Source organism: Paenibacillus sp. 7541 (assembly GCF_002276395.1).
Lineage (GTDB): Bacteria > Bacillota > Bacilli > Paenibacillales > Paenibacillaceae > Paenibacillus_AQ > Paenibacillus_AQ campinasensis.
On the sequence record NZ_NQLZ01000028.1, the window covers coordinates 54,664 to 68,262 of the forward strand.

Here is a 13,599-nt window from a genome sequence, read left to right on the forward strand (position 1 = left end):
TAGATTCGGCGGCTAAAGGTACCTTCCATACACTATAAAACAAGCTCTTCAATAAAGTGAAGAGCTTGTTTGCTTAACTCACGCAGTGGCGGGATCCTGCCAGACATTAAATTTATTACCGTCAGGATTCTTAAATTTAAACTGCAGGCCGCAGCTGCCTTGATCGATCAGGGTTGGCGGTACCATTCGTTGGCCTCTTGCAACACCTCATCCCCGCCAGCTTCCATAAATTCCTTCACGAAGTGGTCGAACTGATCTAAGGGCCGGTCGCCCGTAATAAAGGAGATGTATGCCTTGTTTCTCAGCTCGAGAAGCTTGGGGCCATTCATGACCAGAGAGGGCGTCGCCACCTCCAATGCATTATAGATTCCGTCCTGATCCAGATTTAAGGTCGAGGCCCACTGCTCTCTTCTTGCAGTCGGGGGAGAGGGAACCATCATGCCGATATTGGCGCCGATGACATTCTGATAGCTGAACATGCTGTCGTAAGGGGGCAGCAGGATGACTTCATCTTGCTCTCCCGCGGCTCCGGCCCATATCCAATGCTTGCCCTTAACCCCGTACTTCATCGCTGTACGCACTTCCGCGTCGGGATTCGCACTCACATAATCAAGAATTTGAAGAATCTTCTCGACTTTTCCAGGCTCTGTGGCCGCGCGGGCGCCAATCGCGGTGAAGCTCATTAACCTGTCATAAGCTTTAGTGCCCCGCTGCCCGTATGGTCCGGCAATCGGGGGGCCGAATACAATCCGGGCTTGCGGATGTTTGGCCACCAGCTCTTTGGCGTTATAGGTGGCCTCTACGGGCGTCTCTTTCCCTTTCCGATCGCTGTCATAAGTCCATGCCACATAATCGCCGGTTTGAATCCAGTGATAGTAGTTGCCCATGGATGTCATGCCGATCCTTCCATTAATGAAAGCATGGGACAGATGCTTGTATCCCCCTTTATTCTCGCCGGTTACAAACTCCGGATCGATGACCCCATCCTGGTACCATTGATGCAGGTATTCCAGAGCCTCCTTCATCTCCGGCTCCAGCGCCCCAATGACCAGATGCGGATCCTTTATTCCAAAATAGAGCTGATCGGCAAAGACAATCTGGCCAAAAGCGCCAAACACCATGTTCATGCCCTCCAAAGACAACCCGTACGTATCGTTCAATCCGTTCCCATCGGGATCTTCGTGGGTAAACGCATAGATCACTTGTTCATATTCGGCCAGCGTCTCCGGAACGGGAAGGCCCAGCTTGTCCAGCCAATCCTGTCGATAGATGACCGGAATGCGGTAAATGTTCGTGGGATTGATGACCGGAATGCCGTAATACTTCCCGTCCATTTTCCCATAATCCATATACTCCGGCGCATGATCACGTAGAGCCTTCATGATATTGGGCGCATATTGATCCAGCATCGCTTCAGGAATTTCGGCAAGCAGGCCCAATTGCTGATATTTAAGCAGATCCTGCGGCTGTCTGATTCTGAACAGGTCGGGGATCTCCCCTTGCGCCAATTTCGTATCCAGAAGCGCCTCATAGTTGTTGTTCGCCAGATTCCAGATGTCCAGATCGACCTCAAACTTGTCCTCTACATAGCGCACCATCTCGGCATTCTCAGGGACCGGCAGGTTCTGATGCATGGTCCAGGATATGGTGTGCCGGGGGGCAGCCGATCGGATCGGGTCCGGCGCATCCGTTGCAGAAGAAGGGGAGGCCGGTTTCGTATCACAGCCGATAATTGAGCCGAGTATGAGTATTGCGCCAAGGATGGCTATGCGCGAACCAAACGTTTTTTCCATAGGAGGACCTTCCTTTACCAGTAATCTTCCAGTCAGAACGGCCGGTTACACCTGCTTGGCCATATTGCGCAAATAATTCCCAGGCGTACAGCCATACATCTCCTTGAACTTCTTAATAAAATACGCAGCAGTTCCATATCCGACGCTAGCAGCAACTTGTTCGATTGACATGTGATTGCTCTCGATCAGCGTCTTAGCCCGCTCCATTCGCTGGCTGGTGATGTAGTCGGTATAAGTCATGCCAAGCTCTTCCTTAAACAGCCTGCTCAAATATTTCGCGCTGATAAATACCTTGGACGACACCGTCTCGAGAGACAAATCCTCTGACAGATGGTTTTCGATATACTCCTTGGCCAGCTCCAGAGTGGAAAGAGCCCGTTCGCTATTCCGTTTCTCGGTAAGCGCGATACATGTATTCACGGTATCCAGCAGCCATTGCCGAAACTCATCAATGTTTTGAACCTCGATGTACTGCTTGTACAGATCCATAGGTCCCTGAGCCGGGTGCTTGAAACGGACACTCTTTAAGTAGTCAGAGAATACGAAAACCGTATTGGCCAGTATAAAATGGCAATAATCCGCCGGATACGCTCCATCTCGCATGGTCCCGATCAGGTCGTCAACCGCAGCGGCAATCGCTTGAGACTGGCGAGCGTACAGTTTTTCCTTGAACCGCAGAAGCGTGGATTGCGGGATTTCGTCAACACAGTCCTCTCGCTCCAGCAGTCGTCGATCCTTGAGAACCGCTTGCTCCGGCAGAAAGTAGGCGTATTTCATTAACGTTTCAGCCTCGATATAGCTGTGGTGGAGATCGCCCATGCTGTTCACCCAGGAGCCCCATGAGAGCTGGAGATCAAGACGAAATTGCTGCCTGCCCTCCGAGAGCACCAGCTGAGACAGCTCATCCTGAAGTCCGTCTGATATGTGATTGGAACACAGCATAACAACGATCTTCTTGTCCGGGAGCTCCTCAGCAACAATATGGGCTCCCGGCAGTCTGATCGACTCCAGCTGCTGAATCATCCGCGACATGATCATCTGCATATTTCCTGAGCTGAGCGGGGCAAACGTCTGGCCGGAGTTCAGCAGCAAGCAGCCGTAATGGCTGTATGTCCGGGACAAGCCTAACAGGGACAGCTTATCAGCTAATTCCGCGTCCGGCATATGGTTCCGGAGGATATTCAGAACCACGTTGCGCTTGATAATTGGGCTGCTTTCTTCCAGCGCATCTTCAAGGGTGCTGACTTTATCATGTAATTGGGTAAAGGCGGTATCAATGAGTTTGTAATCATTCATCGGCTGCCCAGGCTGCTGCCCGGACAAGCTTTTAATCATTTCGACGAGCCGCTTGATGGGACTGTAGCTGGCTTTGGCCATAAGGCCTGACAGCAGGAGGCCGATCACGATGGCAAGCAGGGAAATACCCAGGATCAGCTTGTTCACGACCAGGGACTGCTCATAGAACAAGCTTGCAGGCACCGCGCTATACATCATCCATCCGGCAGCAGGCAAGGCTTGGTATGACACGATATAGGACGTATGATCAATCGTACCGCTAAAGCTCCCCGACCCTGCATGATCATGAGCCATGTCCGGGCGGGCATCACTGTATAGATTCATGAATCCCAGGTCCGCCCCTATCACTTTATGGCCTGAACGGTCCCCAATGAAGGTGTATTCGTAGTGTGATGGCATCATATTTTGAATAATGTCATGAATGGCGCTTTCCTTCACATCGATAGCCACGATCAGATCGCTGTTCTCACCGGGTGATGGAAAAGGGGAGCGATGTGCATAGGTTATGATGCTATGGCCATGCTCACCCGGTAAACCAGAGAACATATCGTCAGGGATCCACCGGCTGGGGGTCCATAAGCTGCTGCTGTGGCCCGGCTGAAGCATTCCGTTCATCCAATCGGCAAAAAAATCGGCAATTTCCCGATCATTCGCATTGTAGATAAGACCGTACAGCGAAGAGAGCATCACATTCCGCTGAGGATTATACACATGAATGGCATGCACTATGTCAGCGTTGCTGGCTGCTTCTGCTTTCAGCCGCTGCTGAAGATCCAGGAGGCTGCTGCTGTACATGGGAACGGAGGCATCGGCCCATGCACGAAGATCTGCGCCTCTGTCCAGCGAGAGATCTACATATATTTTCTGGACTCTTTCGAGTACCGAGTTTTCAATCGTGCGCGCTGTATTTTCAACAATCATCTGATTCTTGGTTTGCAGCTCCTCTTTATAGCTGCGCGAGAAGTAAATATAGAAGATGGAGCACAGCAGCAGGACGATGACAAGCACAATAGATACATAGGAATACGCTAATCTGGCAAAAGCAGAATTCCACTTCATGGCATACCCTCCTCTCCGCCGGGATTATACACCACGTACTGTCACATCAATTCAACACTTTTGTTAAGCGACGATTAAAATTCCGAAATGAGGTCTAATTTCTCCGAAATTGATAGAAATGAGAAATTGTCTTATTGAAGAATGCCACGGCCTGGTGCTACATTCGGAGCGATTCGAATTGAATAATGAAAGGGGTAAACACGCGTGAACACGAAACTTGCCAAGAAGCTGTTGTCAGCAGCTGCCGGTCTGATGCTATTCGCCAACACCGTTGCATGGCAGCCGGCATTAGCAGCGTCAGCATCGTCCCCGGTTGCATTGCCGCCAGAGCCGGCTTGGGGACATTTTGTAGACAGCTACAAAAATAACAGCTCGACCAACCTGACGGTGGATTCCAATCCAACCATCGGGGTGTTGTCCGGATTTCTGGATCTCTGGACCCCCGGGAGCTCCTGGGATAACGGGACCAAACAGAACAGTGCACTGCTGGACTACAATATTCAGTATGTGAAAGACATTGCTGCCACCAGAACCCCTGAAGATGAATCAAGAGCCTATTATGATGATCGGAGAAATCAGACCTATGGCGCTACGGAAGGCCTGGGTCCACTAGCTGAGGCGTATCGCGCTTTGTCGGGGACGACCACAACGATTGTAGGCATCCCGGATGACGCCACCTCGGTCAAGTACGATGATGGCAATAAACAGAACAAGGGCGGGGATTCCGATTCGGCGCTTGGCAAGATGGTCGACTTGATCGGAGTGCTGCGCGGGAATTATGCTTCCACAACCCCGGCCAAAAATTTCTACAGCTATATGCGGCCTTATCGCTGGTCCCTCCTGGAGGACCCTCAGGCGCCGTCGATTATCGTTCCTACACTGGAGCCTGCGAAGAGCAGTACGCCGCAGACGGACGGCGGCTTCCCAAGCGGTCATACGAATGCTTCGTACCTTGCTGCGCTGGCGCTGGCCTATGCGGTTCCTGAACGATACCAAGAGCTGTTGACCCGCGCCTCGGAGATGGGGCATAGCCGGATCGTGGCGGGCATGCACTCGCCGTTTGATGTAATGGGCGGCCGGGTTATGGCTACGGGGCTGGCTGCAGCTGCCTTGGCCGATCCGGATAATGCAGCACTTAAACAGGCTGCATATGATCAAGCACATCGCGTGCTGTTGAATCGGCCCGGTTCAGGGGAAGACCGATTCAGCAATTATGAGAAGAACAAGGCCGAATTTACCGAGCGATTAACCTACGGCTTCCCGCAGATCAATGTCACGACCAAGCCGATGGTCGTTCCTAAGGGCGCAGAGGTATTGCTGGAAACGCGGCTTCCTTATCTGAGTGATGATCAGCGCCGTGAGGTACTGGCAACGACAGGCCTTCCTTCTGGTTATCCGGTTCTGGATGATCCGGAAGGGTGGGGACGACTGAACCTTTTTGCTGCCGCAGACGGATACGGCGCCTTTGATCATGATGTCACCGTTACGATGGATGCCAGCAAACAGGGCTTTCATGCGTTGGATCAGTGGCGGAACGATATCTCGGGTACAGGCAAGCTGACGAAAGAAGGAAGCGGAACATTAAAGCTGTTGGGCAACAACACGTATTCCGGCGGAACCGAGGTCCATGGCGGCGTTCTCGAGGGAAGCTCGGCAACGGCCTTTGGCACCGGTGACGTCGTGAATGACGGAGCCACCGTCGTGAAGAGCGTATATGGAAAAATGACCCTTGGCGGTGATTTCACCCAATCCGCTGACGGCAAGCTTGAGCTTCGTATTACACGTGCTGATGATGTGCTTGATATTAAAGGCGCAGTCCATGCAGCAGGGACGCTGCATGTGAAATTCTCGGATCAAGCCGTACCGGGCACCGGCACAATTACACTGATCACCCATGGTGAGAATCAGCGCAGCGGAGCCTTTGATTCCGTGATTATCGATGGATTGCCAAGTCAGTATCAAGCGGAAGTACAATATCAGCCCCAACAGATCGCGCTGGTTGTTCGTTCACAGTCGGGCAGCGGGAACCCGGGCACCGGAGGGTCAAGCCCACCTGCGGGTGGAACGGGAGAGGGCGCTGAAAGTCCGGCACCTTCGGCTCCAGCTGCACCTTCTGTGCCGCAACAGCCAACACCTCCGGTAGAACCGCCAACTACAGAACTGCCGGCTGCCGTGGTGAATCCGTTCCAATCCAAGGCTGTGGATCGGGACAGGCTCCTGAAGTTCATTGGCGATACCTTGGCGGCAGCCAACAATCCAAGCCAGACGTTCCGTGACACAACGAATCACTGGAGCCGGAATACGCTGACGACTGCGGTGAGACTGGGCATGGTTCATGGTTATGGGGACGGTACGTTCCGCCCGAATGCACCTGTGACTAGAGCGGAGTTCGCGGCTATGATCGCCCGGGCCTTCGGATGGAATCCAAATGCTGAATCGGCTGTATTCAAAGACACAGGCTCCCATTGGGCCGCTGGCTACATTGGCGCTTTGGCTGAGAAGGGAATTGTGGGCGGGTACGCAGACGACACCTTCAAGCCTAATGCAGCGATTTCCCGCGCAGAGATGGTGACGATCATGGCGCGCTTGATGAATCTTGCCGTCCTTGCAACAGGAGAACCGGTTAGCTTCACAGATGTGAGCAGTGATTATTGGGCGGCGTATACGATCCAGCAGGCCGCGTCAGCCCAATTGGTGCAAGGTGTATCCGTATTCGCACCTTATAACCAAGCAACCCGTGCCGAAGCGGTAACCATCATTCTTCGTGCATTGGAGAGCGACAGCGAGATTAAAGAAATTATGGAGACCCTATAAATTATTGTAATGTAACTAAACCACGCCCGACAGCATCGGGCGTGGTTTCTTTCTATATCAAATTACTAAAATTGTAGACGAATCCACGAATCAAATTCATAATGGAACTATATGCTGAAACCGCTGCATGGTATGGCGCGTATGTGTACGTGTGAAATCGCAAGAAGAGAAAAGTGGGGTACAGTGATGAGAGAAACGTTCAAACGTTTGGTGGAACACCAATACTTCCAATCCATTATTATTGGCATCATCTTTTTGAATGGCGCCGTCATTGTCGCAGAAACGTACAGCACAAGCAAGTTCCTGCTGGTTCTCGACAAAGTCATCCTGGGGATTTTTGTGCTGGAATTGCTGGTGAAAATGATCGGTCTCGGTTTCAAACGATATTTCTCGAGCGGATGGAATTGGTTTGACTTCCTGATTGTCGCTTTCAGCCTCATCTTCCTGGCTTCGCCGTTTGTTACCTCGCTCCGTCTGGTTCGGGTGCTGCGGCTGTTCCGAATGATCCCGGCGATTCCGTCTTTGCGCAAAATTATTGATTCCTTAATCAAGTCGGTGCCGGCCTTGACGGGTGTGCTCGGGTTGACGCTGCTTATTTTTACGATCTATGCCATTATTGGCACGACGTTTTTCAAGGACGTGCTTCCGTATGAATTTTTTGGCAGCTTCCATAACTCCCTGTTCACCTTGATGCAGGTGGTGACCTTCGAGTCCTGGGCCAGCCAGGTGGCACGCCCGGTCATTGCAGAGATCCCGTGGGCCTGGATTTATTTTGTCTCATTTATTATTATTGGGGCGCTCGTTATCTTAAACCTCGTCGTCGCGGTTATTCTGAGCTACCTGGGGCAAGAGGACGAAGAGATTCGGGACGAGCGGCTGGATCAGCTGTTGAAGGAAAACCAGGAGTTGAAGAAAGACATGCAGGAGATCAAGCAGCTGCTGCTTGAGCAGAGCAAGTCGGCACGTTAAGTGATGCCGGGTGGCCAGAATGCTGAAGGTCACCGATCTGATCGATAAGTAAATCGAAGCAACAGAAGCAACCATTGATGAAGGCAGGCTGTCAATGGTTGCTTTTTTTCCATTCCTAGACCTGTACTATGCCAGCGATTTCACTTAACATGCAATTGTATATGTTTTGTAGAGACATTATTGATAAGTTAATGAGAGAGGAGAATTCCTCTAATGTTGATATCGTATAATGATCGCAATGCATCTAGGAGCTGCACATAAGAGTCAAGATCGTTCTTCATTTGGATAAGTAGGAGTGAACACGAATCGTGGAAAAGCAAACGTTAATGGATGAATTCGTTATCAGAGCGATGGAGAGGAACCTGGCAATTATTCGTTTTAATACAGAACGACAGGTGACTTATGTAAATGAGGTATTTGCCGAAACGATGGGATACACGGTGGAGCAGATCATGCATATGCAACACCGGGATTTCTGCTTCGACGACTTTGTCAATTCGTCGGCGTATGATACCTTCTGGGAAGAGCTTCGGGCCGGGCAGAGCTTTCAAGATAAGATTGAACGCAGGAACGCCCACGGCGAATCGGTATGGCTTGAAGCGACTTATATGCCCCTATTCGATGATCAGGCACGCCAAGTCATCGGTGTAGCCAAGATCGCAACCGATATCACAGAGCGCAGACGCAGTCTGGCGACCGTCGTCAAGGAGCTGGAGATGACTTCCCAGGGCTTGAACCAGCGTGCGGAAGAGGGAATCAGCCGCAGCAAGGAGCTTCTGCTTAGCGTGGATCATATTGCCGAGGTATCGGAGAGTAATACCCAGACCCTCAAAGGGCTGCAGGAGCAAGCGAAATCTATCCAGGGGATTGTGAAGACCATTCGGGATATTGCCGCTCAGACCCAGTTGCTGGCGCTTAACGCAGCCAACGAGGCGGCGCATGCCGGTCCGCATGGACGAGGGTTTGAAGTGGTAGCCGCTGAAGTGCGGAAGCTGTCCAACGAAGTATCCGAATCGATCACGAAAGTGCAGGGAGCGATCTCCGGCATCACGAAAGAGATCACGGACATTTCTGACGGGATCAACCGGATCCAATCCTCCATCGTCGAAGGCCAGCAGCAGATACGCGTCACGATGGAGGACTTCAATAGTGTCGTGGAGTACACCCAAAGGCTGGATGAGCAAGCCGCCAACGTGGCGGATAATATATAAATAGTCCAACGAGTCTCTCCTTATGAAAAATGAATCTTATTAGAAACATCTACCGGCTGCTGCCCCATCTACTTCTCAGCAGATCGGTTTTTTTATAAGTGATGATATACGTTATAATACACCTAATCTATTCCTGAAGAACCGTGTTCACACGGTAGAAAGAAGGTGCCCGGGTGTACCGCGTAGCGATTTGTGACGATGATGAGCTGCAGAGAGAACGCGTGAAGGAAATGCTGCTCACGTTATCAATGAAGAGCGGGATTGAATTCGAGATGGTCGCGTTCCCGTCGGGCGAGTCATTGATTGCCCATTATAATGACCAGGGTGCTCCCTTTCATATTCTGATCCTCGACATTGAAATGGGCGGAGTCAACGGGATTCAGACCGCACGAAAGCTGAGAGAGATGAAGCAGCACCACGAGCAGATTGTGTTCTTGACGAGTTATGCTGAATATATGCTGGAGAGCTTTGATGTCGTTTCTTTTCAATACTTGATCAAGCCGATCGAACCGGAAGTGTTCGAAGCGAAGATGCTGAAGCTGTGCCAATATTTTGAGGAGCGTGATCAGGACATCCTGATCATCAGGTCTGCTTATGAGGAGATTGTGTTATGGCAGAAGGACATTATCGCCATTGAAGCGGTCAAGAGCCTGACTGTCAAGAGCAGGCTGAAGTTCACGACGGTCCAGGCCGTTTATGACGGCCGGGGACTGATCTCCACCTATGCCTCAGCGCTGAAGGACAGCCGGTTTTTGCAGATTCACCGCTCGATTCTGATCAACCTGCTGCATGTGCATAAGTTTTCCGGAAACAAGGTGGTCATGTCGAATGGAATGGAGCTTCCGATCGGGCGGTCCAAGGTGAAGGAGGTTAAGGATGCCTGCACCAAATTTATGGTGATGAAGGCGGACTAACATATGGATACGATTATATTACTGAATCTGGGTGTAGCCCTGGTGATGGCGATTCAGGTTAACTTCTATTTCAACTCTGTCTTGGGCAAGGAGAGCAGCAAGCCATCCAAATGGATATATATGATTGTGTTCCTTGTGATCAACGCCGTGTATATGACTCTTCATTTCCCCACACTGTTGTCTTCAGCGCTTGCGCTAGGCGTCATCTTCTGCCTGTCGATGGGCTATGAGGCGGAGCTTAAGCTGAAGGTGGTGTTCTCCGTGTTATACGCGGTATTGTTCACGCTGGTCGACTTCATATGTTTATATCTGCTCGATCCGACCATTTCCATAACTGAGGAGAGCTTTCATTGGGCGAAAGGGCCCAGCCCGCTGCTGTTTTCCACAAGCCTTCTTCTTAGCTGCACCATCATGTTCGCCATCGTTCTGATCATTCGCTTTTTGGCCAGGCGCAAGAGATATCCGCTAAATTTCCGATATTACCTGCTGTTTATTAGTGTACCGCTCATCAGCATCTATCAGGTGAACGTATTGTCGGCCTATAGCGAGAAGAATATTCATTATTTCTTGTCGGTGTTCGGTTATGTGGTTCTGAACGTCCTTGTCGTTTACATCCTCGATACCGTGATCGCCAGGTTTCAGCTACTTCATGAGAACGCCCAGCTGGAGCAGCAGATGGATTACCAGGATGCCAATTACGAAAAAACGGTTCACAGCTTCAAAAAAATCAAAAGCATCATTCATGACACGAACCAGCAGTTTCTATATGTGGCCGAATGCATCGAGCGGGGGAGGACAGACGAAGCAAAGGAGCATATCCGGGTAACGCTGAACAAGATCGAGGAGGCCTACCACAGAGTGAACACCGGCCATTTAGTGATCGACGCATTGGTGACGAATGCGCTGAACATCGGACAGGCTAACGGGATACGAATCGATACAGAGCTTCGTCTCCAACACGGCCGGGAGCTCGGGATCGATCGCTATGATCTGTGCGTGGTGCTCGGCAACATGCTGGACAACGCCCTAGAAGCCTCGAAAAAGGTAAGAGTGGCGGAGGACCGGCATATTCGAATCCATATCCGTTCGAGCGAGTCGGCTCTATTCCTCCGCATTCGCAATTCCGTGGACAGAGAGGTACCCCATCTGCGCAGCCGCAAGGAGAATCCGGATTATCACGGCTTCGGGCTTATGAATATCGAGCGCATTTGCGATAAATACGGCGGGCATATGACGATTGAAACAGAATCGTTGACGTTTGACAATATGGTTGTGCTGCCGTTTGGCTCCAAAGTTTCCCTGGCGTAATGTCGTTCAGGGATTCTTTTTTTCGTTTCGGGGCATTTATGCGCGCTGCTTCCTTTCTGCTTGTAAGATGAACTCGATGAGGAAGTTATACACAGAAAGAAGGAGAAGCCCTATGAACAAATGGAAACGGAGAGGTGCTGCTGTATTAGCAGCCTTGCTGCTGGTCATGCCGCTCGCGATAAGCGAGGTGCGGGCTGTAAGCGAGCCGGAGGCGGAAGGCTCTGCCGCGGCAAAAGCACAGGAGATGGCAGAGGTGCTTATTGGCAGTTATGGTGTAAACGGCGTCCAGTATGCGATTCGAGACGAAGGGGAGATCGTGCTGTCAGGGGGCCTTGCCGTAACTGAATCCGGCAGCAAGAGGCCTGTTGCGAGGGAGGAGATGTTCGGCATCGGGTCGGTTAGTAAAGTGTACGTGACCGCCGCCACGTTGATGCTGGCCGAAGCGGGCAAAATCGATATTGACCGTCCGCTTACGGCGTATATACCAGAATTCGAAATGGCTGACCCGCGGTATAAGCAGATCACGCCGCGCATGCTGATGAACCATTCCGCGGGACTGTACGGCTCGCATTACAAGAACAGCATGCTGTTTGATGACAACGATACGGAGAACCATGATACCTTGCTGGATAATCTTCGGCACCAGCGACTGAAGTCTGATCCTGGTGAGTACGGCGTGTATGCCAATGACGGGTTTCAGCTGCTGGAGATTCTGGTCGAGCGGGTCAGCGGGATGAGCTACAGCGAATTTCTGGCCCGTTATGTCAGCGAACCCCTCCAGTTAAGATCGACCAAAACGCCGCTGGATGATTTCGATCGCGGCCAGCTTCACCCGGTTCGATTCCCGGGCATAGCCGGTGCCCTGCCACCGGAGAACGCCAATGTCATCGGGACAGGCGGTATCTACTCAACGGCGGAGGAAGTAACCCTGTTCTCGGAGGTGCTGACAGGACATCGAACCGAGGTGCTGTCTAAGGCGTCTGCATTGGCTATGCAGAACCCCGAATACCGCAATGGCATCTGGGTGGAGGATGAGGAGAACGTCTTCGGATATGGCCTCGGCTGGGATTCGGTGGATCTGGCACCGTTTGAGCAATACGGGTTGAAGGCCATGACGAAAGGCGGAGACACGATCATGTACCATTCGGCGCTGATCGCTCTGCCGGAAGAAGGGATTTCCGTGGCGCTGCTTACCTCTGGCGGCTCGTCCCTTCTGAATACGGCGGCAGCCACCAGCATTATGCTGACGTACCTGAAGGAAACAGGTGAGATTGGCGATATTTATCCGGATAAAGTCCCTGTGACACCTGTCCAAAAGGATATGCCGGGCAGCCTGAACGCCTATTCTGGCTTGTACGGCACCGTTGGCTCAACGCTCGACATCCTCGTGGAGGATGGACAGATCAAGCTGCCCGGACTTATGGACGGTTTAATACCCGAGCAAACCTATGTCTACACGGGCGGCAGCGAATTTACCGGTGAGGATGGCCTGACCGTCATCAGCTTCGATGATCAGAGCAACGGGCATACTTACGTGCGTGTCAAAAGCGTGCTCGAATTCCCTGGCCTCGGACAGTCTCCGATGGCGTATTACGAGTACCAGAGGCTGGATGCGAACCCGTTGACAGAACTTGTCGCGGGCGCCTGGAGCAAGAGGGACCAACAGACATACTATGCTGTGGATGAAAAAATCAATTCGCTGTTCTATCTTATGCCATCGATCTTGATGAAAACCATCGCATTGGATGAACAAGGCGGTTATGCCAATGGAGCCAAGATTACAGGAGAGGATCAGGCGGTAAACGTGGCGGAGATTCCGGTCATGAACGGTCGTGATGTCTTCGATCTGACCTTCTTCCGGAAGAACGGCATGGAATATTTGCAAGCCGATGGCCGGACCTATGTCAGTGAAGCGGCGGTGCGCCCAATTTATGCAGGGGTCTCCTCCACGGCTACGATACCGGATGCTGAAAGGGTCCGCTGGTATAAGGTCGGCGACAGCGCCGCTGGCCGAACCATGACTGTGGATCTGCCGCAACAGGGCGGGTTTGCCGTCTACGATGCGGATGGCGTTCCAGTCCGTTTGTCCGTGGCTGACGGAGGACGTGAAGTTGTCCTGCCTGAGGATGGTCTGATCGTCTTCGGGGGCGAGGCAGGAGATGTCTTCAATATTACGCTCAAGCAGCAGAAGTGACTTTATAGGCTGCGATATGCAGTGTGACAATTAAGAAGAGG

At 51.7% G+C, this 13,599-nt stretch carries 8 protein-coding genes; 6 read left to right on the top strand and 2 right to left on the bottom strand.

Translation table 11 applies throughout. The features are described 5' to 3' along the window. Positions 1-167: 167 nt before the first annotated feature. Positions 168-1,793 (bottom strand): extracellular solute-binding protein, encoded by a 1,626-nt coding sequence (locus CHH75_RS17420; RefSeq protein ID WP_095398779.1) that lies wholly within the window; start codon positions 1,791-1,793, stop codon positions 168-170. A gap of 45 nt (positions 1,794-1,838) precedes the next feature. Then, positions 1,839-4,148, bottom strand: coding sequence for an AraC family transcriptional regulator (locus CHH75_RS17425; protein ID WP_095398780.1), 2,310 nt, complete (start codon positions 4,146-4,148; stop codon positions 1,839-1,841). A gap of 252 nt (positions 4,149-4,400) precedes the next feature. Here CHH75_RS17425 and CHH75_RS17430 point away from each other — a divergent pair, with 252 nt between their 5' ends. The 6 genes from CHH75_RS17430 to CHH75_RS17455 all read left to right on the top strand — a co-directional run bounded on the left by CHH75_RS17430 (position 4,401) and on the right by CHH75_RS17455 (position 13,558). Beyond that, a complete protein-coding gene (locus CHH75_RS17430; RefSeq protein WP_095398782.1) occupies positions 4,401-6,962 on the top strand; it encodes an S-layer homology domain-containing protein in 2,562 nt (853 codons plus the stop codon). 210 nt (positions 6,963-7,172) lie between these two features. Then, positions 7,173-7,931 carry an ion transporter gene (locus CHH75_RS17435; protein WP_255223058.1) on the top strand — a complete coding sequence of 253 codons (759 nt, stop codon included), beginning with the start codon at positions 7,173-7,175 and terminating at the stop codon, positions 7,929-7,931. A 308-nt stretch (positions 7,932-8,239) separates the two neighbouring features. Next, complete coding sequence (locus tag CHH75_RS17440) at positions 8,240-9,142, top strand: methyl-accepting chemotaxis protein (protein WP_342351971.1); 903 nt, start codon at positions 8,240-8,242, stop codon at positions 9,140-9,142. 173 nt (positions 9,143-9,315) lie between these two features. Then, positions 9,316-10,056 (top strand): LytR/AlgR family response regulator transcription factor, encoded by a 741-nt coding sequence (locus tag CHH75_RS17445; protein WP_095268012.1) that lies wholly within the window; start codon positions 9,316-9,318, stop codon positions 10,054-10,056. Between the two features lie 3 nt (positions 10,057-10,059). Then, positions 10,060-11,364, top strand: a complete 1,305-nt coding sequence (locus CHH75_RS17450) for an ATP-binding protein (RefSeq protein ID WP_095268013.1) — start codon at positions 10,060-10,062, stop codon at positions 11,362-11,364. 112 nt (positions 11,365-11,476) lie between these two features. After that, positions 11,477-13,558: a serine hydrolase domain-containing protein gene (locus tag CHH75_RS17455; RefSeq protein ID WP_095268014.1), complete on the top strand. Its 2,082-nt coding sequence runs from the start codon at positions 11,477-11,479 to the stop codon at positions 13,556-13,558. Positions 13,559-13,599 lie beyond the last annotated feature (41 nt).